Origin of the sequence: Nicoliella spurrieriana (assembly GCF_023380205.1) — a bacterium.
Taxonomy (GTDB): Bacteria; Bacillota; Bacilli; order Lactobacillales; family Lactobacillaceae; genus Nicoliella; species Nicoliella spurrieriana.
The window spans coordinates 337,644-363,807 of record NZ_CP093361.1 but is presented as its reverse complement, the minus strand read 5'-3'; the positions used below and the strand labels follow the sequence as shown (position 1 = coordinate 363,807).

The 26,164-nt window shown below is 42.6% G+C and carries 14 protein-coding genes and 3 rRNA genes; 10 read left to right on the top strand and 7 right to left on the bottom strand.

Translation table 11 applies throughout. The features are described from left to right. Window positions 1-19 precede the first annotated feature (19 nt). Genes MOO44_RS03265 through MOO44_RS03255 form a run of 3 tightly spaced genes read left to right on the top strand, consistent with a single transcriptional unit; the run spans window position 20 to window position 7,865 of the window. Complete coding sequence (locus MOO44_RS03265; protein WP_260116994.1) at window positions 20-3,613, top strand: PD-(D/E)XK nuclease family protein; 3,594 nt, start codon at window positions 20-22, stop codon at window positions 3,611-3,613. Then, window positions 3,600-7,379: a helicase-exonuclease AddAB subunit AddA gene (gene addA, locus MOO44_RS03260; protein ID WP_260116993.1), complete on the top strand. Its 3,780-nt coding sequence runs from the start codon at window positions 3,600-3,602 to the stop codon at window positions 7,377-7,379. Before MOO44_RS03265 ends, addA begins: the two co-directional genes overlap by 14 nt. Before the next feature lie 12 nt (window positions 7,380-7,391). Then, window positions 7,392-7,865 (top strand): hypothetical protein, encoded by a 474-nt coding sequence (locus MOO44_RS03255; RefSeq protein WP_260116992.1) that lies wholly within the window; start codon window positions 7,392-7,394, stop codon window positions 7,863-7,865. Window positions 7,866-7,895: 30 nt separating this feature from the next. On the opposite strand, the gene MOO44_RS03250 is transcribed toward MOO44_RS03255, so the two are convergent. Continuing rightward, a complete protein-coding gene (locus MOO44_RS03250; protein WP_260116991.1) occupies window positions 7,896-8,456 on the bottom strand; it encodes a biotin transporter BioY in 561 nt (186 codons plus the stop codon). Window positions 8,457-8,550: 94 nt separating this feature from the next. Beyond that, window positions 8,551-9,525: a biotin--[acetyl-CoA-carboxylase] ligase gene (locus MOO44_RS03245; RefSeq protein WP_260116990.1), complete on the bottom strand. Its 975-nt coding sequence runs from the start codon at window positions 9,523-9,525 to the stop codon at window positions 8,551-8,553. A gap of 119 nt (window positions 9,526-9,644) precedes the next feature. On the opposite strand from MOO44_RS03245, the gene MOO44_RS03240 reads away from it, so the two are divergent. From MOO44_RS03240 to MOO44_RS03230, 3 genes are all read left to right on the top strand, one after another. Continuing rightward, complete coding sequence (locus MOO44_RS03240; protein ID WP_260116989.1) at window positions 9,645-11,105, top strand: sucrose-6-phosphate hydrolase; 1,461 nt, start codon at window positions 9,645-9,647, stop codon at window positions 11,103-11,105. Window positions 11,106-11,345: 240 nt separating this feature from the next. Next, the gene (locus MOO44_RS03235; RefSeq protein WP_260116988.1) at window positions 11,346-12,317 is read left to right on the top strand and encodes an AEC family transporter; all 972 of its coding nucleotides are present in this window, start codon (window positions 11,346-11,348) and stop codon (window positions 12,315-12,317) included. Between the two features lie 81 nt (window positions 12,318-12,398). Beyond that, complete coding sequence (locus tag MOO44_RS03230) at window positions 12,399-12,998, top strand: L,D-transpeptidase (protein WP_260116987.1); 600 nt, start codon at window positions 12,399-12,401, stop codon at window positions 12,996-12,998. A gap of 29 nt (window positions 12,999-13,027) precedes the next feature. Here the strand turns inward: MOO44_RS03230 and MOO44_RS03225 are convergent, their stop codons facing one another. From MOO44_RS03225 to MOO44_RS03205, 5 genes are all read right to left on the bottom strand, one after another. Then, on the bottom strand, window positions 13,028-13,219 hold the full coding sequence (locus tag MOO44_RS03225; protein WP_260116986.1) for a hypothetical protein: 192 nt from the start codon (window positions 13,217-13,219) through the stop codon (window positions 13,028-13,030). Beyond that, window positions 13,212-14,186, bottom strand: coding sequence for a Ppx/GppA family phosphatase (locus MOO44_RS03220; protein ID WP_260116985.1), 975 nt, complete (start codon window positions 14,184-14,186; stop codon window positions 13,212-13,214). Before MOO44_RS03220 ends, MOO44_RS03225 begins: the two co-directional genes overlap by 8 nt. A 3-nt stretch (window positions 14,187-14,189) precedes the next feature. After that, window positions 14,190-16,325: an RNA degradosome polyphosphate kinase gene (locus MOO44_RS03215; RefSeq protein WP_423802918.1), complete on the bottom strand. Its 2,136-nt coding sequence runs from the start codon at window positions 16,323-16,325 to the stop codon at window positions 14,190-14,192. Further along, a complete protein-coding gene (locus MOO44_RS03210) occupies window positions 16,322-17,860 on the bottom strand; it encodes a Ppx/GppA phosphatase family protein (protein WP_260116984.1) in 1,539 nt (512 codons plus the stop codon). Before MOO44_RS03210 ends, MOO44_RS03215 begins: the two co-directional genes overlap by 4 nt. 124 nt (window positions 17,861-17,984) lie before the next feature. Continuing rightward, entirely contained in the window at window positions 17,985-19,151 is a 1,167-nt protein-coding gene (locus MOO44_RS03205; RefSeq protein ID WP_260116983.1) for an acetyl-CoA C-acetyltransferase, read from the bottom strand. Between the two features lie 457 nt (window positions 19,152-19,608). On the opposite strand from MOO44_RS03205, the gene MOO44_RS03200 reads away from it, so the two are divergent. From MOO44_RS03200 to MOO44_RS03185, 4 genes are all read left to right on the top strand, one after another. Then, window positions 19,609-21,184: ribosomal RNA gene (locus MOO44_RS03200) — 16S ribosomal RNA — on the top strand. Window positions 21,185-21,403: 219 nt separating this feature from the next. Then, window positions 21,404-24,318, top strand: a 23S ribosomal RNA gene (locus MOO44_RS03195). Between the two features lie 72 nt (window positions 24,319-24,390). Then, window positions 24,391-24,507: ribosomal RNA gene (gene rrf, locus MOO44_RS03190) — 5S ribosomal RNA — on the top strand. The 16S, 23S and 5S rRNA genes sit together here, the layout of an rRNA operon. Before the next feature lie 170 nt (window positions 24,508-24,677). Then, window positions 24,678-25,952, top strand: a complete 1,275-nt coding sequence (locus MOO44_RS03185) for a dicarboxylate/amino acid:cation symporter (protein WP_260116982.1) — start codon at window positions 24,678-24,680, stop codon at window positions 25,950-25,952. Window positions 25,953-26,164 lie beyond the last annotated feature (212 nt).

Below are 26,164 nucleotides of genomic sequence, written 5' to 3'. Positions count from 1 at the left end.
AAAAGGAGAGAAGCTGACCATGGCACTACAATTTATCTTAGGAACTGCCGATAAGAATCACGCTCAGACGTTGACTGATTTATTACAAACCATGATTCATGACCGCCCCAATGACCGTTATTTTTATTTAGTTCCTAATCACATTAAGTTTGAATCAGAAGTGAAAACGTTAGAGCGGTTGAATCGTCATCATGATGATGTTTACGCTCAGACGAATGTGCAGATTTTTTCGTTGACCCGGTTAGCATGGTTCTTTTTAAGTCATGAGCCGGAGTATCAAATTCCTAGGTTGAGTGGGGCGGGGGTTAACATGCTGCTCTACCAAATTATTAACGAGCAACAAGAACAACTGACCGTTTTTCGTGGTGAAAGTGGACAGCCCGGGTTTATCAACCAAATTGCGAGTCAGATTGCTGAAATGGAATCTGGACGGGTGAGCCCCGATGACCTTGCCGACCTATATGAAGTTAATCATGATGCTCTGAGTCCCAGTTTACGTGATAAATTACATGATTTTACGATTATTTATCGTGAATTTGAGGAAGCTACGGTCGGAAAATTTATTCATCAAAATGACACTTTGAAACTCCTTTGTAACTACCTAATGGAAGCTGATTTATCACAGATGCACTTTTTTATTAGTGGCTTTTCACAGTTGAGCGCACAAGAGCGTGAATTAGTAATGATCATGATCCAAAAAGCAGCGAATGTGACCATCGATTTAAACCTGGATCGCCCAGCAGTTCGTGAGCGAGCAGATGAACCAGATTTATTCTTTCAACCGGCCAAGCTTTATCATCAGTTGTATCAATTTGCAAACGATCACCATGTCCATGTTAAGTTTGACTTATACGCTAAGCAAGAACGGGTCAATAATGATTTATTGGCGTTAAATAACTATTGGATTCAATCAAGTGGTGTTGATCCAATTCAAAAGACTAAGCTATTCGATGATCAATCCATTCAGGTGGTTAAAGCTGATAACTACTATGCTGAATTAACATCAGTGGCAATTCAAATTCGGCAATTAGTGGCCAGTGGGCAGTATCATTACCGGGATATTTTAGTAATGACACGGCATCTAGATAAATATCAAAACATTATTCAGCCAATTTTTAAGATGCAGGCGATTCCGTATTTTAACGATGTGCAAAAGTCGATGGTCGACCATCCCTTGGTCCAACTAATCGATGCGCTATTTAATATTGAGCCAGCTTTCGGTGCACGTTCGTATCGCTATGACGATGTAATGCGCTTGTTAAAAACGGAATTATTACTTCCGCGTGATGAAAATGGCCACTTAATGGACATTAAAGCATTTCGGGATGCACTTGCTTTGACTGAGAATGTGGTGTTAAAGAATGGCTATGAAGGATCGCGGTGGTTGCAAGATGACGACTGGCAATATCGGTGGTTGAACGATGCTGATTTTGAATCAAAGTCGCCTTCGGATGAACAGGTTAACCGTAAGATCAATTTGATTAGACACTATGTAAAGGATACATTCCCACCGTTCTTTAAACGCATGCGACGGGCCAAGGATGTGCCAACTGCTGCAAAGTGGCTGTACCAATTCTTAGTGGAGCAGGGGGTCGTAGAACGCCTAAAGCAATGGCGTGATACCGCCGTTGAACGCGGCGATTTATCCGCTGGTGCACAGCCTGAGCAGGTCTGGCAAACTTTTTGTAGCTTGTTAGACGATTTTGTGACCGTCCTAGGTGAACACCAAACGTTTAAGTTAGCTGACTTTTTAGAGCTACTGAAGGCTGGGTTTGAAGGGGCTAATTATTCGCAAATTCCATCGACATTGGATCAGGTTGCAATTTCTGAAAGTGGAATTGTCCAGATGCAGGATTATAAGGTCGTATTTATGATCGGGGCCACTGATGACGTGATGCCAGATCGAATTACTGATGATAATTTATTTAATGACAGTGATCGGGATGATTTAACGAAGTACTTTGGAGCTGATCAATATCTTCGTGACACTAGCATCAGCCAAATGGCAAATGATTCATACCTGAACTACCTGGCGTTTTTAACTGGTAGTGAGCGGTTGATTTTTTCATATTGCCTTGCAAACGATAGTGATAGTGAGACCGGGGTACAAATTTCACCATACGTGGATCGAATTAAACGCCATTTTCAGATTCAAGAATATCACTATGTTGATACCCCCAATGCTAGCCATGCGGATATTATGCCGTATGTTGGAACGCAACGCACGACGCTTCGCCATTTGGTGCAGGCTAGTTATGATCATAAGTATAACCATCATGATATGGCTGACTCATGGAACTTTGTGTATGCTGAATTGATTAACGCCAGTGCTGAAAGTCGTGCTTTGACTGAGAAGTTATTGGGCGGATTGGACTATCATAATACCCCAACCCGGTTAACGAATGAAATCGTCACGGGATTATATGGCAATACGATCGAGACCTCGATTTCACAACTAGAACAGTTTTATTCCAACCCGTATGAATACTTCTTAAAGTATGGTTTAAAATTACATGAACGGGCGGTCTTTGAATTATCATCCGCAAGTACCGGTGAGTTTTACCACGCCGCGTTGGACATGTTGGTCAAGCGCCTGCAAGCTGAGCAAATTGACTTGAAATCATTGGACGAACAGGATGTAAATCAGCTAGTAAATGAGGTCGCTAATCAGTTGTTGAACGACCCCAATAATTTTCAATACGCTATCTTGCATAGTTCTTCTCGAATGAACTACTTAAAGACGCAATTGATTAAAACCGTTGAACGAATGGCTTTAACAATGCACTGGCAAAGCCAATCAACGCCAATGCGACCACGTGATACTGAAATTTCATTTGGTCGGGTCGGCAAGGGGCCGAATTTAGATCCCCTAACGTTCGATCTTTCTAATCAAATTGTGATTCCAGGAATTCAAACCCTGAAGGTGCGCGGTCGAATTGACCGGATTGATTCGATGAATACTGAGGATAAACGCTTCTTAGAGTTGATTGACTATAAATCAGGAAATAAATCGATTGACTTCGGCCAGGTTTATGATGGAACCGCGATGCAATTGATCACCTACCTAGATGTAATTAAAAAGAATCTGGATCGATTTAGCCAGGAGCAAAAAGCTGAACTTGCGGGAGCGTTGTACTTCCACGTCTTTAATCCGAAGCTGACGCCCAAGGATCTTGAAAAGCATGATTTCAAAACCGCAATGATGAAGAAACAAAAGTACAGCGGGGTGTTGGTTGATGACCGGGAACTGATTAGCTTGATCGATGATCAAATTAAGACTGGTGGGAATTCGGTCATTTATCCAATTGGTTTTAACAAGGGTGGTGAAAAATTAAGCCATTTCAGTAAGGTAATTGAACCCGATGATTTGGATTTAATCTTACAACACACCGAACAACTGATTCAAAATGCGGGGGTACGCATCTTTAATGGTGACGTTCAACTAGCTCCCGTTAAGGATAATAATATGACTGCGATGCAGTACTCACCGTTTAAGTCGATCATGCAGTTTGATCCGCTACTGAGTGAAAATAACTACCGCAATGTTGAATCACTTGGAATGCAGGAAGTCATTGCAAAATTAAGGGAGGAACGAAAGCATGGACTACACTAAGGCACAATCCGCTGCCGTGTATGGTAAATTTAATGGCAACGTATTAGTTTCCGCATCTGCGGGATCTGGGAAAACGCGGGTCTTAGTTGACCGGGTGATCAATAAGTTGATTCATTTTGAAAGTATCGATCAAATGCTAATCGTTACGTTTACCAGGGCCGCTGCTAAGGAGATGAAGGATCGGATTCTATCGGCTTTGCAGGCACAACTAAGTAAGGCTAAGGATGCTAAGCTGCGCACCCACTTAACCCTCCAAATTCGGAAGTTACCGGTGGCAGACATTAGTACGCTGGATTCGTTTTGTCAAAAAGTGGTCCAAAGGAATTACTATGTAATTAATCTGGATCCTGATTTTCGGATTTTGACTGACCGGACTGAAACTGCGATGCTGCGTGACTTGGTCTGGGAAACCGTAAGGGAGAATTATTACGCAAATGATCAAGATGGTTCATTTGCGCAACTAACGGAGAATTTTTCAAATGACCGCTCTGATGACGGATTGACCGATTTAGTGTACCGCCTGTACGACTATGCCAATGTTAACCGCGACCCTAAGGAGTGGTTGAACCAACTAACCAAGCAATACCAGGTTGGGGATTCAATTGTGCAAAGTCCTTTTTATCGTCAATATTTGAAACCGACGTTGGTCGATCAACTCAATCAGGTGCGCCTTAATTTTCAAGCGGCGTTGGACTATGCCAATGAACAGCAATTGGCAAAAGAAGCCGCTTTAGAGGCTAGTGAAGTGGAGTTAATTGACCATTTAATTCGGCTTTTGGATACTGAGCAGTGGGATGCAATTCGAGATGCCATGAATGTTAACTTCAAGTCGTTCCCACGTGGTTCTAAAAATGATGATGAACTGGTAAAAACAGCGCATAACCACGTTAAGGACCTAAGGGATGCCGGCAAGAATCAATTTAGGGATCAAATTCTATCAAACTACTTTGTAAATGATGAACAACGCAACGTTGCAATTATGGATGCTTCAGCGAAAATCATTGATAAATTAGTCGAGGTCGTAGGTGCGTTTAGTGATCATTATCGGGAATTGAAGCGTAATCGCCACGTAATGGAGTTTATTGATATTGAACACGCTGCTTTGGATATCTTTAATCAAAACACTGGAAAGGCTAACGTCCAAATGGATTTGCAACGCCAGTATAACGAAATTATGGTTGATGAGTATCAAGATAATAATCGACTACAGGATGCCATTTTAACCACGATTGCCCGTCGTGATGAGGATACTGGCGAAACTAACAACATGTTTATGGTGGGGGATGTTAAACAGTCCATCTACCGGTTTCGACTAGCGGCTCCGGAAATGTTCTTGGAACGAATGAAAAAGTACCAAGTGATCGATAATGACGACCAAACGATCCTATTGAAAGAAAACTTTCGTTCGATGGCAAACGTCGACCACTTTGTAAACTTGATTTTTAACCAAGTGATGAGCAATCAAGTTGGTAAAATTGAATATCAAGGAGCCAATAACCTAGTTGCTGGAGCAAATTACTATCCAAATGAACTTGAATCTAAAGTAACGGTGATGCTCTATCGAAATCAGGATGTGACCGATTCTAATGATGAACAATCAGAACCCGTGAACGAGCGGTTTCAAGTGGATGATAGTGCCCATGGGCAAATTGAGTTAATTGCGCAAAAAATATTAGAATTAAAACGGAAGCAGCAAAGGGTGTATGACCGGCATGAAGGAAAAATGCGGGAGCTTCGATACTCAGATATTGCATTAATTTCAGCGACCCGGAATAATAACCTGGTCATTTCGGATGTTTTTGCGCAACATAATTTGCCGGTGACCATTAACGGGGCCCAAAGTTACTTTAAAACGACTGAAATTCAAATTATGATGGCGTTGCTGTCAATTATTGATAATCCGTACCAGGATATCCCGTTAGTTGCAGTGTTACGTTCGCCGATTGTGGGGTTGAACGAAAATCAGTTAGCCTATTTACGGATTAACTCCAATACTGGTGAGTACTACCAAGCGGTAACTAACTTTGTGCGGAATTACCCCCATCAAGATTCAACTGAGTTTGGTGATCAAGTCTATGCACGGGTCGGGCGCTTTTTGGACCAGCTGAGTCAATTTAGGGATACCGCGCAGCAAAACGAGTTAGTTACATTAATTTGGCAAATTTATGAAGTGACCGGCTTTTTGGATTATGTGGGCGGAATGCCGGCTGGGAAACAACGTCAAGCCAATCTGCATGCGTTATATGACCGGGCTGCCCAGTATGAAAAAAGTAGCTTTAAGGGCCTGTTCCAATTTGTCCGTTTTATCGATAAGATGCAAAGTGGTGACAACGACCTTGCCGAACCGGCTGCTAATCCGGATGATAATACGATTACGGTAACGACGATTCACGGAAGTAAGGGGCTAGAGTATCCCATTGTGTTCCTAGTGGATGCTAATCACCAGTTCAACATGCAGGACTCAAAGGGTGAGTATGTTTTAGATGATGATTTAGGATTGGGGATTACCTACTTTAACGATCAACGCCGTGAAAAGGTTGCCACGCTCCAAAAACAGGTTGTTCAAAATCGAATTGATAATGATACACTGGATGAAGAGATGCGAAAACTCTACGTGGCATTGACTAGAACCGAACAACAACTATTCATTGTTGGTGCAATTAAGGATATTAAAAAGACCGATGCGGACATTTTAGATGAATGGGGCCATAAGGCGATGCAAAGTGACCAACTATTGCTGACCCCAGCGTTACGCAGGAGCGCTAAGAGCTATTTAGATTGGATTTTACCAGCAGTAGCACGCCACCCTAAATTACAGGCCCAATTTACTGGCACCACTGCACTAACGGCATTGGATAGTGATACCACTAATATTTCGTTACGCTTCTACCATCCGGTTGACCTTCAGGAACATGCTCCCGAGCAACCGGTCGATGATGACCATGAGTTTATTGACCATTTGAACGCAACCGTTGCCGCCGGATTAGATGTTGACAACGCAAATCAAATTCAACGAATTATGGATTATCAATACCCCAATCAAGCGGCCACGACCACCACGGCATACCAAGCGGTTTCGGAAGTGAAACGGGCCTTTGATGATCCCGATGCCCTGGAGATGGGGCGCATTGATGGGATTAGTGAAGATACCAAGCAGACTAACCGGTACGTAGCCAATGACTTTGCCGAACCTGAGTTTTTACAAACAATTAGTCAGCCCCAACCCACTGAGATTGGGACGGCGACTCATTTGGTACTACAGCAATTAGACCTCACGCAGCCGCCCACCTTGGCAACGGTAAATGCTTTAATTGATCAATTGGTTACCGACCGGATTATTGCTGAGCGGGTCGCTGCTAAAATTGACTGCCAAGCGATTGTGAACTTCTTTAGCAGTGAATTAGGGGCATTAGTTTTAAAGCATCCAGACCGTGTGCGTCGGGAGGCGCCGTTCTCATTAATTATGTCAGCCAGCCAGTTGTTTAAAGGTTTTAATTCGGCCGCAAATGAAAAAATCTTGATTCACGGGATTATTGATGGGTACTTGGTTCTGGATGACGCAGTTTATTTGTTTGATTATAAAACTGATTATGTCGGTAAACGGAATGTAGAGCAACATGTACAACGCATTGTTGATAAATACCGTGGGCAGGTGAACCTATACGGATTAGCATTGGAAAAAATTCTCGGTCGCCCGGTCCGAAAGCGGTTCTTGTATCTACTTGCGATTGGTAAATTAGTCCCCATTCATGAGCACAACGATTAAGGAGGAAGCTTTTTGCTATTTTATTTAATTTTATTAACCCTGACGTTTGTCTGTCCAATCGTAGTGGTGTTGATCTTACTGGGCTTATTAATTAAGTACCATGGATTTATTAAAACAACCGGAATTAATGCCAAGGTGATTGATTTTGATGGGCACAAGCGGAATCGCCAGATTAGTTATCAGGGAATTTGGTTAGTCGTTTCAACCATTTTATTGGTGCTAATTAATCGGTTGGCAGCCCTGAAACTGATTGGACTGGTCATCTTAGTAGCAATTTTATTATGGTTATTCGTGCAAGCATTGATTGCAATTCAACGCGAACATACAAATGTTGATGTTCAAGCCATTGAGAATGATAATGATGTCGATTTAGACACCGTGCGTATTTTGATTGAAAAACGTAGCATCTTATACTATGCGGTCTCAACCACAATCATGTTGATCAACGTCGGGATCTTACTGAATCTACTAATCTTCTTTGAATAATAAAAAACCGTCCCAATCGGACGGTTTTTATTATTTAATTTGTGGATTTAACTTTAACGAATGGTTTAAGCGCACTGCAATGATGACTGCAATTACCGTTTTAATAACATCACCCGGAATGAACACCCCATTAGCTGATAGGGCAGCCATAAATGGCATGTGGGTTTGATAGCTAAGCCAAATGACAGCAACTAGGTAGACCCAGAGAATACTTACGATTAGGGTGATTAGGAGGACCCAGCCGAAATTGAGTGGCTGGCGTAATAATTTAGCCATTAGGTCAATCCCACCGGCAATTAATGCTGGCGTAAGTAACCATGCGAAGATGTAGCCACCAGTCGGGCCAAGGACGACCGCCAAGCCGCCCCGAAAGCCAGATAAAATTGGTAACCCAATTGCAGCCAATAAAATGAAGATGGCAACGGCAATCGTGCCCTTTTTACCACCTAGCAATAACCCGGCTAGGATAATCCCGAAATTTTGTAGGATGATTGGGACCGGAATAATGCCGATTGGAATCCCCGGAATAAAGCCTAATACGATGATCAAAGCGACCATTAGTGCAATCTGAGTTAAATCTTTACTTTTCATTAGTGTTCCTCCATCATTACGGTTGTTAACCTTTTATTTAACACGGTTAACAATTATACAGGATTAAAAAACGAGAAGCAATTCCACTTTAGAATTACTTCTCGTTTTGATGGTTAATTCGGACTTTAGTAACTTCGCCAGTCATGACTCGTTGCAGCTGCCCGTCAGCACTTCGGAGCATCAATGCGCCGTTATCATCAATGGCTTCAACGGTGCCAACAATGGGTTGATTACGGATATTGATGGTGACCTGCTTACCGATTACAACTGACAGTTTGCGGTATTCATCCATTGCAATCCCGCTTTGGTAGGTTGGATAGCTCTGCATGAACTGATTAATGATGTCCGCAGCTAATTGATTTCGATCGATTGGGTTCGCACTAATTGATGTCACCGGTTGGTTAATGGTGGATGGAAACTGCTTAGTGGATAGATTGATTCCAATCCCCACGATAATCGCTGATGGTTGCATTAACTCGACGTCCATAATGGATTCGGTCATGATGCCACCGACTTTTTGGCCGTTGACCCAGATGTCATTGATCCACTTTAATTGAAATGGAATCTGGGGATAGCTTACCTTGAGTGCCCTGACCACTGCGACAGCGGTCGTGGTCGTGAGTAAACCAGGATTAATCATTGCATGGTGTTCAACGGGGACCGCAATTGTTAGGTATAATCCAGAATTAGCGGGTGAATAGAAGTGACGCCCGCGCCTGCCATAACCAGCAGTTTGTTGGTTTGCGATGATTACAAATGGATTAGTGATTTGTTTGTGGTTTAAAATATCCTTTGCGTACTTATTAGTAGAATCGATTTGGTCGAACGTTTTAATCTGAATTGATTGTGAACATTGCAGACTGATTTTAGTAGCGCTGAGCTGGGTGGTCCCCAGATAGCGATAGCCGAGATTATGCTTGCGCTCAATTTGATGACCATTATCGATGAGGATGTTAATGGTTTTCCACACCATCGTTCGGCTGATTGATAGCTGCTTTGCAATGGCTGTGCCGGAAAGCCATTGATTAGGATGATTTAAGAAAATTTTTAGAATTTGAGAATTTGACATGATTAAGCCAACCTTAGTTAATTTGATACCATTATCATATCATATTGTAATTAATATTATTGGTATAAACCAAATTTATGTTAAAATATAGATAAAATTAATTCTAAGGAGTATTCACTATGGATAAAAATTACTGGACTACCGAACGTTTAAATCGTTTGTATAAAGATTGGCCAGCTGATCGAATTGAGGAACTTAAAACCCAAATTAAAAAATCGAACTGGCGGTTTGGTTACCACATTCAAACTGAAACTGGATTATTAAATGATCCTAATGGTTTTTCATACTTTAATGGCCAATGGCATCTCTTTTTCCAAGCATTTCCATTTGGCGGAACGCATGGGCTAAAGAGTTGGACCCACATGGTCTCAGATGACCTGGTGCACTGGGAAAACGTTGGAAAACCAATGGTTCCCGATACTAAGTATGACCGGCATGGTTGTTACTCTGGTTCAGCCATTGCAATCGATGATAAGCTCTTCTTAATGTATACTGGAAACGTCTGGGAAAAGATGAATGAAGTTCGGCACCCATACCAAGATGGGGCCTGGATGGATAAGGATAATAACATCACCAAGCTATCCGAGCCATTGATTGCGAACCCACCAAAGGGCGTTACTGGACACTTCCGCGATCCACAAGTAATTAAGCATGGTGACTACTACTATGCATTCTTAGGTGCTCAAACGACCGAAGAAAAGGGCGAAATCGTTGCCTACCGTTCGACTCGCGTTGACGGTGGTTGGGAATTTTACAGTAAGTTAGACATTGGAAACGATAACTTGGGTTACATGGCTGAATGTCCAAACCTATTGTTCGTTGATGGGCACCCAGTTCTAACCTTCTGTCCACAGGGGGCCGATAAAAAGTCCTTTAAATATGATAATGTGCATCCCAATGCATATATCGTTGCTGATGACATTAACTGGGAAACGATGAAGTTAATTAACCCTTCCAAGATGCGTCAATTAGATGAAGGATTTGATTTTTATGCCGCTCAAGGAATCAATGCACCTGATGGTCGGACGCTACTTACCGGTTGGTTAGGGTTGCCAGATACTACCTACCCAACTGATGATGAGGGCTGGGAAGGCGGCCTGTCCATGGTGCGTGAATTAAGCTTAGATGATGATAAGAACTTGATTCAAACGCCAGTGGCTGAAATGAAATCAATTGAAGATGGTCCTGAAGACACTTTCAACGGGATGGAAGTTGATAAGCAAAGCTTGATTGATTTTAAGATCAACCCCGATGCTGATAATCAAGTGGCAATTACCGCTGGTAACACCCACTTGGTATTTGATATTGATAGCGATTGCCAAAAGTTGACCCTTCATCGTAAGGACGTTGAAAACGATGGTCATGATGAAACGAGAAGTATTCGCTTGAACAACGGGAAAATTGAAAACTGTAAACTATACCTTGATAACACCGTTTTTGAGCTTTTCATTAATGATGGTTACAAGACCATGACCGGATTTTTCTTCCATGAAGGAACCCACTTAAACTTAAATTGGACCGAAGTGGAAGAGATGCGGGTGACTAAGTTAGCTAACCTTGACATCAACGGTTCTAAATAAGACTGGATTTAAATGTAGAACGCTAAATTACTTTTAGCGTTCTTTTTCTTTGCTTGATAATTAAATTAATTATAACTCATTAAAAAATAACTTATAAAATGTTTATAAATCAGTATTTTTAAATGTGATATAATTTTTATTTATTAACTAGCCACGCTTTGACTATACCTGATTGTCGCGATTATAATTGTAGGATAATCTTACTAACTTATAATTAATGAATTAACAGGAGGGTTTTTAATGGGTGTTTTATGGAGCTCAATTCAAAGTGTACTAGTGGTGGTTTTAATTATGGCACTGGGTTACATCTTAAGAAATACCGGCTGGTTCGCTGATTCATTTGGGGGAAATATTGCTAAGTTTATCAAGAACATTGCGTTACCAGCTTCCATTTTTGTATCAGTACTAACTAAGTTGACTCGCGATAAATTAATTAGTTTTTCTAGCTACCTATTGTGGGGACTGATCTCGGTTGTAATTGGTTACTTAATTTCATTTCTTCTGGTGAAGATCCTACGGGTCAGAGCGGGGCGGCGCGGAATTTTCATTAACGCAATCGTGAATGCTAATACCATTTTCATTGGCTTGCCACTGAATATTGCGTTGTTCGGAGAAAATAGTATGACGTACTTTCTGGTGTATTACATCATTAACACGGTTTCCACTTGGGCGTTCGGGGTGTTTTTAATCAGTAATGATGACCCTACTAAGCAGTCCTGCCCTGCTGGTAAGAACCGCATTAATTGGAAGCAAGTGTTACCAATGCCGTTGGTCGGTTTTTTGGTGGCATTGGTATTTTTAATATTGAACATTCCAATCCTGCATGTTGACTTTATTGCACAATCATTAACCTACGTCGGTAACCTGGTGACCCCGCTTTCATTGATTTATATTGGGATTGTATTAGCTGATGCTGGGCTAAAGAGCATTAAATTTGATCGCGACACCGTCGTAGTGTTGCTGGGGCGGTTTGTTTTATCGCCAGCCGTGATGGTCATTTTGATGTTGGTAGCCACGCGTGATGCCAATGTGCCAGCCATGTTATCGCAAACAATGATCGTCCAGTCAGCAACCCCAATGTTGGCAGTGCTACCGGTATTAGCCGCCGATTCGCACGGGGATGTTAAGTATGCGACTAACATTGTAACGACATCGACCGTGTTATTTATTATCGTAGTACCAATTTTAATGACCATTGTTCAATACATTTAAGATTAGGGAGTGCTTACTGGCACTCCTTTTTGATTTTCCAATAGTTTCAAGCTACAATTAAATTTCAAGAGGGGGATTGAAATGAAAAAGCGCATCCTATTAATTCCATTATTATTAATACTGACGTTGGGTGGCTGTGGTGCTAATCAATCAGCCCATCGGCAATCGACTAGTCAATCTAGTACCAACTCAGCTAGTAGCAAGTCTACTACGGCTAAAAATCAAACCAAAAAACAACCCACCATCAACTGGCGGCAACCATCTGAAGATAAGCCATATCCAAAGATGCAATTGAGTGATCATAACTGGCTTAAAGTATCGATTAAGCAACAGCGCGTCTATGTAATGAGCCCTCAAAACAAGGTACTTTATACCATGAATGCATCCACCGGAGCCCATAATTCAACCCCGCGTGGGACTTATCATATTCAATCAGAGCGGGGCCATTTCTTCTATAATCAATCATCGAAGGAGGGGGCGCGTTATTGGACATCCTGGAAGGACCATGGCATCTATTTATTCCATACCGTGCCCACGAATGCACAGGGGCAATACATTAAATCAGAAGCTAGGCAACTGGGGAAAACGGCTAATTCACATGGCTGTATTCGCCTATCAATTCCAGATGCTAAGTGGATTAACCAAAAGGTTCCAACCGGAACGAAAGTGGTTATCAAATAAAAAACAGGTCGAATTGACCTGTTTTTTTGCTATGATAATCGAATTACGGTTACTAAGATGTAGATCATGATTAGCATAACGACCATTAGTGGAGCAGTAAACTTAGTAAATATCCGTTTATGCTTATAGATTAAGTACCCTAGCAGGGCGAATACGACAACCACTCCTACTAAGTACATTATTGTTAATTTAACTTGAACGTCAAAATCAGATTTAATCATTTGAAGCCCCCGCTTGCTTAGGAGCCTCAATCGTTCCCGCATTACGAAGATTTTCAATGTGTTCGTAGAGGACACCATAGCGCAATCCCTGTTTCGAGAAAATCATTCGATCAGAATTAAGGCGCCAGATTAATGACATTGCGGGGGCCAAGCCACCAACGATAATGTCAGCCCGTTCCTTAGATAAACCGGGAATGTCCTTACGTTCATCTAATGTGGAGTCCATTAATTTTAAGAAGATGTCCTTTACTTCCCGCGCGTTCATATGGAAGCCGTGGATATCATCCCAGTGTAACTTATCTGGATCATTGCGACGCTTAATTTTGGCTAGCGTCCGATTGGAACCGCCCAGCCCGATAATTGGTAGGTTCGTTCCCCGATAGAGCCACCAAATGTCGTTATAAATATCATTGAGTTGGTCAAAGACCCGATACATTTGGCCAGCTGATGGTTTATCGGCGTTAACGTCTGCTTCGGAAAGGGTCACTGAACCGACGGGTAAACTAATTAAGTTAATGATGCGTTTATTCTGCACTAGGATTAGTTCGGTACTAGCGCCACCGGTATCCATGATGATTCCATTTACCACGGGCAAGGAGTTGATTACCCCTAAATAGTCGTAATAAGCTTCTTTGGTCCCAGGGATTACTTCTAATGTAATTCCAGTCTTTGTTTTGACTTCATTTAAAAAGTCAGCTTGATTTACTGCCATTCGAGTGGCTGCAGTAGCGACTGCCCGGATGGTCAAGTTAGGCAGGTCCTTAAAAGCATCTTTAAAGGATTCCAAGGCCGTAATTGTTCGGTCAATGGCGGGTTGTTTTAAGACTTTTTCATCACCCATGTTTTCGGATAAGCGTACGGCCTCCTTGCGTTCGATAATATTTTCAAACGTCCCGTCTTCTTTGATTCTAGTAACGGCAAGGCGGGCTGAATTTGAGCCCAAATCAATTACTGCAAAATGTTCCATATCCTAAAGCTTCCTTCCATTGTGGTTACGAATTGGCATGAACTTAGTGGTCTTTTTCTTAGCTGAACTGCCAAAATCCTTTTTGAATAATGCATTCGCAATTCTTTTACGATTTTTAATTAAGAATGATTGGGCGTTCAATGGTTCTGCGCCGTTTTGAGCAATGTGTGGCCATGAATCATCAGGCTGTAGAACGCGCGTTTTAACATTATCGTCCCATAAAATATCGTAAATTTGAATGATGTGTTCGCGAATATCATCCTGCAGGATTGGGAAGAGTAATTCTACCCGCCGACTAAGGTTTCGTTTCATCAAATCAGCGCTAGATAGGAAGACTTTTTCTTCGCCATCTGCGTAGAAATAATAGATCCGGCTGTGTTCCAATAGTTGGCCCACTAGTGAGTGCACCGTAATGTTATCACTGACGCCCTTGATTCCGACCCGGAGATTACAAATACCGCGAACGATTAGGTCGATTTTAACCCCGGCGGCACTGGCCTCATATAGTTTTTTGATAATGGTCGTGTCCGATAGTGAGTTCATCTTCATTTTAACCAAGCCCTTTTTACCGGCCTTCACGTTTTCGATCTCGTCATCAATACGTTCCATTAAGTAATTCCGAATTCCATTTGGTGAAATGGTTAGCTTATGGAAGTATGGTGGTTCCGAGAATCCCGATAACATATTGAAGATGTTAGTGGCATCAATGCCCATTTCCTGGTTATCTGTAAAAATCCCCATATCAGTGTATAGGCGAGCGGTGACGTCATTGTAGTTTCCAGTTCCCATGTGCATATAACGCTTAATGCCATCCGCTTCTTTTCTGACGATTAAGGTTAACTTACTGTGAACCTTCAATCCGACTAGTCCATAAATAACGTGACACCCAGCCCGTTCTAGTTCATCAGCCCAATGAAGGTTATTGGCCTCATCGAAGCGGGCTTTTAGTTCAACTAGTGCGGTGACCTGCTTACCATTTTGGGCGGCGTGCTTAAGTGATCTAATAATTGGTGAATTGGGTGAGACCCGGTAGAGGGTCATCTTGATGGCCAGTGTATCCGGATCGTTTGCAGCCTGGTCGATGAAATTTAAGACGGGTTGGAACGAGTCATAGGGATGGTGAACGAAAACATCGCTTTTAGAAATGGCGTCAAACATAGATTCATCTTGCAATGGGGTTGGAAAGTATGGCGTAAACTTATCAAAGAGCAAGTTATTATGTCGTTGAACTTGCTTGATCCACTTGCTAACTAGGGTCAGGTCAATTGGACCATCGACAACGTAAATTGCATCATCATCGAGTTGGTATTCCTTGATTAAACGGTTGCGTAATTGATTACTCATGCTGGATTCAATTTCTAATCGCATTACCTGGCCCCGTTCACGTTGCCTAAGTTCATGCTTGATTTCGCGCATTAAATCTGAGGTGTCTTCATCCGCTTCGATATCCATGTCACGAGTGACCCTAAAGCAGGCCATGTCATGGGCCGTGTAACCAACGAATAATTCACCTGCGTAGTGCTTGATGACCTCTTCTAATAAAATGAAGTCGTTGCTTGCGTCCGGAAGCTTGATCACTCTGGAAAAGACATCCGGCACCTGAACGGTAGCAAAAGATTCCTGTTCATTTTGGCCCTTCTTAGTGATGATCAATGCAATGTTTAATGTATTATTAGCAATGAATGGAAATGGTCTTGAAACATCCACCGCAAGTGGGGTTAACACTGGATATAATTTTTGGTGGAAGTAATCATCTAAAAAGTCAATTTGTCGATTACTTAGTTGGTCCATCTTAAGCATGTGGATATTCTTTTTAGCTAATTGGGGAAGCAATTCATTAAATAAAATATTATATTGGGTATCCACTAAATGGTGCGCCTTCTTGGAAACTCCCTTTAGTTGTTGGGCGGGGGTTAATCCAGCAGCATCTGGCTGTTCGTAGTTAACCGCAACCAGTTTGTGAAGGGATGCGACCCGGATGTTAAAGAACTCGTCAAGATTACTTTGGGTAATGCCTAAGAAGCGAAGGCGTTCCAAGAGGGGATTATTAGTGTCGTTTGCTTCATCTAAGACCCGACTATCAAAGTCAAGCCAACTAAGTTCACGGCTATTGAAGTATTCTGGATTATCAAACTTCATATTTTTAATCTTCCTTTCAATTTGGGTTTAACACCGAATACGGATTCAAAAAATGCGCCCTTCCGGTCAAAATCAAGCTTTTCAAGCTCGATTTGTTGATCAGCTGTTGCGGTAATGATGATTTGGGTGGGGTTCCATGTTCCAATATCAATGGATTTGATTTTTTGCTTGCGGCTGGCATCTAGTGCATCCGCAATCCTTAAAATCGCAGATAATTTCATAATTCGCATCCGTCGGTCGATGTTCATATTTTCAAGGTGCTTAAGGGCCGATGAAGTGGCCTTATGGCTGTGGTATCTTGAAATGGCAGCCACCATATTGAGCTCTGATTCAGAAAGCCCAATAATTTCAGAATTTTTGACGATGTATTCTGAATGAACGTAGTGGTTATGGTTATTGATAAATGAACCTACGTCATCAACAATAGCTGCAATTTCGATCAATAAACGGTCCCGTTCGTTGAGGCCGTGTAGTGGTTTTAACTCATCGAATAGTTGAAGAACGAACTTTTCAACAAATTGTTGATGGCGTGGTTCGACTTGGTATTGATTTGCTAAATTATGGGCAGAAATAAGAATTTGTTGTCTTAAAATGTGACTTTTGCCGTTACCGCTAGTTTTAGAAAGTAAATCGTATGTCAATCCGTTAATGAATTTTAAATCTGATACCCAAAGGCGTTTGGGATGGAAAATTTTAAATAATTCGTGGAGGAGGGTCATAAATGGAAGAATCTGTGGAACGTCGTCCTCATCCACATCGTATTTTTGCACTAACATCTGATCATTACTAGCTTTAACTTCATTATATAATTCATTAAACTCTTTATTAGAGAATCTAAGCGTCTTATGAAGGTCACTGATTAACGGTTTGATGATTGCAACTGATGACCCCATCAAAATGACGTTATCAGTTCGTTTAATATCTGGGAAGTGCCTGATAAAATCAATCAACCGACTATCAACATAGTCACGAAGAATTGCGAAGTAATTTGGCTCTGATTCCTTAATTTCGCGCATTGCCTCGTAGACACGTAACGGGCCCAGTTTAAGGGTCCTGGATGTGGTAAATTTACCATCACGGTATGCAATTAATTCTACACTTCCGGAACTGATATCAATTAAAAGGGTGTTTTTCTGGGTAATTTTATCAAAATCTTTTAGGTAGGTATTGGTAGCTAGGTTACGATAGAGGGCCTCTTGACTTTGGCTAATCCACTTAATATTGAAGTGGCTTCGTTCTTCAAGCTGTTCCCTAACGAACTCTGAATTTTTAGCTTCATGAAATGCATGTGTCGCATAGAATTGATAATTACTGACGTGATATTCATTGAGTAAATCTTTGATAACATTCAATGCCGTTGCGATTTCATTAACGGTATCGCTATGCACAACGCGCTCGGAAAAGACATCTTCACCGAGATCAATATCATAACGAGTGTCTTCGACGACCTTGGCATGTGTTAAATCAATCACCTGAACGTAAATGTTTTGGGCACCCATTACAATAATTGCTGAAAAATTGATGTTGACTGGCATTAAATTGCTCACCTCGCTAATTGAGTTAAATTTGACTAACTTAATTTTAACATGGTGACCACCTTCTTAACAGAAAGTAGCCGGTTAAAAAACCACCGAGTCAGTCCTCAGCGGCTTTTGATTTTTAAACAGAAATATCGATGGCCATTCCCATGCCACCACCAATACAAAGACTGGCTAATCCCCGGTGTTGGTGATTTCGTTTAAGGTTATTGATTAGGGTAACGATGATCCGTGAACCTGAATCACCGAGGGGATGACCAAGTGCAATGGCACCCCCAGTAGCGTTGACGCGTTCGCGATGGATTCCTAATTGATTAATGACTGCAAGTGCTTGAGCTGCGAACGCCTCGTTTAATTCAACTTGTTCGAAGGCGTTTACGGAAATCCCTTGGCTTTTTGCTAATTCCTTAATGGCGTAGTATGGTGCATACCCCATGATGGATGGGTCGATACCAGTCTCCTTATAACCATTAATGGTAGCTAGGGGATGAATCCCTAGCTCGAGTGCTTTTTGTTTCGTCATGAGGACTAGTGCGGAGGCCCCGTCATTTAAACTCGCTGCATTCCCTGCCGTAACGCTACCTTCAGCTTTGAAAGCGGGCTTTAACCTTGCTAACTTAGCTAGGTTCGTATCCCTGCGGACGCTTTCATCACTATTGATTTGAGTCCCGTTTGGGAGGTCGATTGGGATGATTTCATCATTAAAGGTCCCATTGTCCTGAGCAGTAATTGCCTTTTGATATGATTGAAAGGCAAATTCATCTTGTTGCTGTCTAGTAATGTTGAATTGTTCAGCGACTTTTTCAGCTGTTAACCCCATTGGCGCACCAGAAAACGCATCGGTTAATGCATCCTTTTGGATTGAATCCTCTATATTAACTGCGCCCATTTTATGACCAAAGCGCATATCATGATTTAAAAACGGGGCGTTTGACATACTTTCGGTTCCACCGACCACTACGATTTCAGCATCACCAACTGCAATCGCTGCTTGTCCGGACCGCACCGCTCTGAGGCCTGATCCGCAAACTTGGTTTACAGTAAATGCAGTTTTACTTTCTGGAATGTCGGATTGAATTTGAATTTGACGTGCGATATTTTGCCCCGCACCTGCAGAAAGAACGTTTCCAAAAATTACCTGATCGATTTGAGCTGGGGAAAGGGCAGCTCTTTTAATGGCCTCCTTAGTGACGATCGTACCCAATTCAACTGATGAATGGTTGCTAAGTGCGCCACCAAATTTTCCGATGGGGGTTCTAACGGCACTAACGATTACAACTTCTTCCATTTTAAATGCTCCTTTGGTTTTGTATTGATTGTTTTTAGTATACAATATTTAAATAATGGGATAATGAAATAAAAGCTAAGTTTGGAAAAAATTAATTCCACGTTAGCTAACTTCATTTTAAAAATAAATTGCAAAAAAGTTTATCAAATGTATTGACTTACATTTTGATAATTGATATTATATAAAACGTTGTCAATTGAGCAGCGCTGCAAAGCGCTTATCAATAACCAACAAAAAATAATTTCAAATAAATGTTGACATTGAGTTAACAATTTGATATTATTAAATAGTTGTCGTTAAGAGCGACACAGCAAAGTAGATCTTTGAAAACTGAACAAAATTATGACAAAACTGTGTAAGGAACTTCATATTTAATATGAAGTACAAAAAACTTATGCGAAGTCAATTCGCTTTAAAGTAACAAAATTAAGAAGAGCTAACGTTAAGCTTTTCATCATAAGATGAGAGTTTGATCCTGGCTCAGGACGAACGTTGGCGGCGTGCCTAATACATGCAAGTCGAACGAACTTCCGTTAATGATAGTTGATGCTTGCATTAACTTGACTTAACATCGAAGTGAGTGGCGAACTGGTGAGTAACACGTAGGTAACTTGCCCTAAAGCGGGGGATAACATTTGGAAACAAGTGCTAATACCGCATAACAACAAAAGCCGCATGGCTTTTGTTTAAAAGATGCGTTTGCATCACTTTAGGATGGACCTGCGGCGTATTAGCTAGTTGGTGGGGTAATGGCCTACCAAGGCAATGATACGTAGCCGACCTGAGAGGGTAATCGGCCACAATGGGACTGAGACACGGCCCATACTCCTACGGGAGGCAGCAGTAGGGAATCTTCCACAATGGACGCAAGTCTGATGGAGCAACGCCGCGTGAGTGAAGAAGGGTTTCGGCTCGTAAAACTCTGTTGTTAAAGAAGAACGGGTGTGATAGGAAATGATCACATCGTGACGGTATTTAACCAGAAAGTCACGGCTAACTACGTGCCAGCAGCCGCGGTAATACGTAGGTGGCAAACGTTGTCCGGATTTATTGGGCGTAAAGCGAGCGCAGGCGGTTTCTTAAGTCTGATGTGAAAGCCTTCGGCTTAACCGAAGAAGTGCATCGGAAACTGGGAAACTTGAGTGCAGAAGAGGACAGTGGAACTCCATGTGTAGCGGTGAAATGCGTAGATATATGGAAGAACACCAGTGGCGAAGGCGGCTGTCTGGTCTGTAACTGACGCTGAGGCTCGAAAGCATGGGTAGCAAACAGGATTAGATACCCTGGTAGTCCATGCCGTAAACGATGAATGCTAGGTGTTAGAGGGTTTCCGCCCTTTAGTGCCGCAGCTAACGCATTAAGCATTCCGCCTGGGGAGTACGACCGCAAGGTTGAAACTCAAAGGAATTGACGGGGACCCGCACAAGTGGTGGAGCATGTGGTTTAATTCGATGCTACGCGAAGAACCTTACCAGGCCTTGACATCTCCTGCAAAGCTAAGAGATTAGCCGTTCCCTTCGGGGACAGGATGACAGGTGGTGCATGGTTGTCGTCAGCTCGTGTCGTGAGATGTTGGGTTAAGTCCCGCAACGAGCGCAACCCCTATTATTAGTTGCCAGCATTTAGTTGGGCACTCTAGTGAGACTGCCGGTGACAAACCGGAGGAAGGTGGGGACGACGTCAAATCATCATGCCCCTTATGGCCTGGGCTACACACGTGCTACAATGGACGGTACAACGAGTCGCGAAACCGCGAGGTCAAGCTAATCTCTTAAAGCCGTTCTCAGTTCGGATTGCAGGCTGCAACTCGCCTGCATGAAGTTGGAATCACTAGTAATCGTGGATCAGCATGCCACGGTGAATACGTTCCCGGGTCTTGTACACACCGCCCGTCACACCATGAGAGTTAGTAATACCCAAAGTCGGTGCAGTAACCTCTTTTGAGGAGCAAGCCGCCTAAGGTAGGACTGATGATTAGGGTGAAGTCGTAACAAGGTAGCCGTAGGAGAACCTGCGGCTGGATCACCTCCTTTCTAAGGAATAATTCGGAACCTTGCACAGTCATAGTTTTGTTTAGTTTTGAGAGGTCTACTCTCAAACTTGGTTCTTTGAAAACTAGATAATATTTTAATTTTTCCAAATTATTGAATTGTATTAAATACAATTTCAACCGAGAACACCGCGTTATTTTGAGTTTTTTAAATAGTTTATTCGTATTTACTCAATTAACCAAATACCACTTCGTGGTAATAGGTTAAGTTATTAAGGGCGCATGGTGGATGCCTTGGTACTAGGAGCCGATGAAGGACGGGACTAACGCCGATATGCTTCGGGGAGCTGTACGTAAGCTTTGATCCGGAGATTTCCGAATGGGGAAACCCAATAATCTTGATCGATTATTACTTGATGACGAATTCATACTCATCAAGAGGCAGACGTGGGGAACTGAAACATCTAAGTACCCACAGGAAGAGAAAGAAAATTCGATTCCCTCAGTAGCGGCGAGCGAACGGGGAACAGCCCAAACCATCGAGTTTACTCGGTGGGGTTGTAGGACTGAACATTTGAGTTACCAAAGAATTAGATAGTCGAAAGATCTGGGAAGTTCTGCGACACAAGGTGATAGCCCTGTAGACGAAATCTAATTCCCTCAGTTCAGGATCCTGAGTACGGCAATACACGTGAAACATTGCCGGAATCCGGGAGGACCATCTCCCAAGGCTAAATACTCCCTAGTGACCGATAGTGAACCAGTACCGTGAGGGAAAGGTGAAAAGCACCCCGGAAGGGGAGTGAAATAGTTCCTGAAACCATGTGCCTACAAGCAGTTAGAGCCCGTTAATGGGTGATAGCGTGCCTCTTGCAGAATGAACCGGCGAGTTATGATAACATGCAAGGTTAAGATGAAAAGTCGGAGCCGTAGCGAAAGCGAGTCTGAATAGGGCGTTCGAGTATGTTGTGATAGACCCGAAACCAGGTGATCTACCCATGTCCAGGCTGAAAGTGTGGTAAAACACACCGGAGGGCCGAACCCGTGTACGTTGAAAAGTGCTGGGATGAGGTGTGGGTAGCGGTGAAATTCCAAACGAACTTGGAGATAGCTGGTTCTCTCCGAAATAGCTTTAGGGTTAGCCTTGGAGTTTAGAATCATGGAGGTAGAGCACTGTTTGGATGAGGGGCCCGTCTTGGGTTACTGAATTCAGATAAACTCCGAATGCCATTGATTTATATCCAGGAGTCAGACGATGAGTGATAAGATCCACCGTCGAAAGGGGAACAGCCCAGACCACCAATTAAGGTCCCTAAATATATGCTGAGTGGAAAAGGATGTGGAGTTGCATAGACAACTAGGATGTTGGCTCAGAAGCAGCCACCATTTAAAGAGTGCGTAATAGCTCACTAGTCGAGTGATCCTGCGCCGAAAATTTACCGGGGCTAAGCATATTACCGAGATTGTGGACGTAACTTTGTTACGTGATAGGAGAGCGTTCTAAGGGCAATGAAGTCAGACCGTAAGGACTGGTGGAGCGCTTAGAAGTGAGAATGCCGGTATGAGTAGCGAAAGATCAGTGAGAATCTGATCCACCATATGACTAAGGTTTCCTGGGGAAGGCTCGTCCTCCCAGGGTTAGTCGGGACCTAAGCCGAGGCCGAGAGGCGTAGGCGATGGATAACAGGTTGAGATTCCTGTACTAGTTAACTATGTTTGACCGATGGAAGGACGTAGGAGGCTAAACGAAGCATTCTGTTGGATATGAATGTTCAAGCACTAAGTCAGGGGTTGAGTCAAATGCTTAATCCCGGGTTGACAAGGTGTGATGAGGACCGAAATTTAGTAGGGAAGTCGTTGACGTCACACTACCGAGAAAAGTTTCTAGTTAGTAGTTAACTACCCGTACCGCAAACCGACACAGGTAGTCGAGGAGAGTATCCTAAGGTGAGCGAGTGAACTCTCGTTAAGGAACTCGGCAAAATGACCCCGTAACTTCGGGAGAAGGGGTGCTGCACTATGTGCAGCCGCAGTGAAAAAGCTCAGGCGACTGTTTATCAAAAACACAGGTTTCTGCAAAATCGTAAGATGAAGTATAGGGGCTGACGCCTGCCCGGTGCTGGAAGGTTAAGTGGATGAGTTAGCTTCGGCGAAGCCCAGAAACGAAGCCCCAGTAAACGGCGGCCGTAACTATAACGGTCCTAAGGTAGCGAAATTCCTTGTCGGGTAAGTTCCGACCCGCACGAAAGGCGTAACGATCTGAGCACTGTCTCAACGAGAGACTCGGTGAAATTGAGATACCTGTGAAGAAGCAGGTTACCCGCGACAGGACGGAAAGACCCCATGGAGCTTTACTGTAACTTGATATTGGGTGTTTGTATAGCTTGTACAGGATAGGTAGGAGCCATAGAAGTCGGGACGCTAGTCTCGATGGAGGCATTGGTGGGATACTACCCTCGCTGTATGAACACTCTAACCCGCACCACTAATCGTGGTGGGAGACAGTGTCTGGTTGGCAGTTTGACTGGGGCGGTCGCCTCCCAAACAGTAACGGAGGCGCCCAAAGGTTCCCTCAGAATGGTTGGAAATCATTCGACGAGTGTAAAGGCAGAAGGGAGCTTGACTGCGAGACCTACAGGTCGAGCAGGGACGAAAGTCGGGCTTAGTGATCCGGTGGTACCGTATGGAAGGGCCATCGCTCAACGGATAAAAGCTACCCTGGGGATAACAGGCTTATCTCCCCCAAGAGTTCACATCGACGGGGAGGTTTGGCACCTCGATGTCGGCTCATCGCATCCTGGGGCTGTAGTTGGTCCCAAGGGTTGGGCTGTTCGCCCATTAAAGCGGTACGCGAGCTGGGTTCAGAACGTCGTGAGACAGTTCGGTCCCTATCCGTCGCGGGCGTAGGAAATTTGAGAGGAGCTGCTCTTAGTACGAGAGGACCGGAGTGGACATACCGCTGGTGTACCAGTTGTGCCGCCAGGCGCATCGCTGGGTAGCTATGTATGGATGAGATAAACGCTGAAAGCATCTAAGTGTGAAACCCACCTCGAGATGAGATTTCCCATTCCTTTATGGAAGTAAGACCCCTGAAAGATGATCAGGTAGATAGGCTAGAAGTGGAAGTGCAGTGATGCATGGAGCGGACTAGTACTAATTGGTCGAGGACTTAACCAAGTAAGGTTGTTCTCACGGAAAAATAAAATATTATCTAGTTTTGAGAGAACGAAGTTCTCACAGTTAAATTAGTGTGGTGATGATGGCCGAAAGGATACACCTGTTCCCATGCCGAACACAGTAGTTAAGCTTTCGCACGCCAAAAGTAGTTGGGGGATCGCCCCCTGCAAGGATAGGACGTTGCCACGCAAGTGATAAAAGAGTATCTGTAATTAATTTTACGGATGCTCTTTTATTTTTATTAATTTTAGATTAGTTAAGATAACCCTAAAATGAGTTTAAAATTATGATAAAATATAATCAGTCATTGTAAATTTGAGTTTACATAATGTTACTAATATATTGAGAAGAGGATTATTATGAAGAGATTTAAACTAACGATTGGTTGGCAAATCATGATCGGGTTAGTATTGGGGATTATTTTGGGGATTATTTTCTATCAAAATAAAACTGCAATCACTACTATGTCGAACATTGGAACGATGTTCATTAACCTAATTCAAATGATTGTGCTACCAATCGTGCTTTCCTGTTTAACCGTCGGGATTGCAAGCATGGGAGACATTAAGAAATTAGGCCGGATTGGTGGTAAAACGATCCTCTATTTTGAAATTATGACTACGATTGCAATTGCGTTAGGATTATTAGTTGCTAATTTAGCCCATCCTGGTGATTTTATTAATATTCATGCCTTAAAGGGAGAGGATATTAGTAAGTATGTATCCACTGCTAATGCAGCAAAAGAAAGTGGCGGTTGGGGAACTGTAATGAATTTAATTCCCACCAACATTTTTAAATCCTTAAGTGATGGTGCAATGATGCAGGTAATTGTATTTTCAGTCTTCTTTGGATTAGGAACCGCAGCAATTGGTGAAAAGGGGAAAATCATCGTTGACTTCTTGAATTCAGTTTCAGAGGTAATGTTTAAAGTAACCAACTGGGTAATGAGCTTAGCACCCATTGGGGTCTGTGCGTTGATTGGAGCAACCCTTGCCCAAATGGGGGTTAGTGCATTAGCTCCGTTGAGTTACTTTGTATTCCTGGCGTATGCTACTATGATCGTCTTTATCCTAGTCTTTATGGGTTTAGCTGCGAAACTCTTTGGTTTTAGCCTTAAAAATCTGTTATTTGTGATTAAAGATGAAATTGTATTAGCATTTTCGACCGCTAGTTCAGAGGCAACGTTACCCAGATTGATTGATAAAATGCAACGCTTTGGGGTTGATAAATCAATCGTTTCGTTTGTAATTCCTACTGGGTATACTTTTAATTTGGACGGTTCTGCAATCTATCAGTCATTGGCGGTTATCTTCATGGCTCAGGCCTATCATATCCACCTATCAATTGGACAACAGGTGATGGTCTTACTAGTGCTAGTCGTTACTTCTAAGGGAATGGCTGGAGTACCAGGAGCATCATTTGTAGTATTACTAGCAACCGTTTCCACGGTTGGGATTCCTGTAAATGGTCTGGCGTTTATTGCTGGAATTGATCGATTAGTTGATATGGGCCGGACTGCAGTGAACGTAGTTGGAAATTCACTGGCCACCGTGATTATTGGGAAGTCTGAAAAGGTATTTAATTCTGAACAATCGCGTCAATACGTTCAAGAATTTCTGCCTAACGCTAAGTAATTTAAATTAGAACGTAAAAAAGAGCATTCAAAATAATTTGAATGCTCTTTTTAATTATCAGATCAAATGTCAGATTAAAATTTAACTATAATTAAATTGTTGTTCAGTACCTCCCCCAATGGTTCCCCATAGGGTAAAGCATCATAAGCAACGTGATTACCTTTTCAATTATAAGTACGTCAATACCTGGAATAATTGAAGATACCGAGATA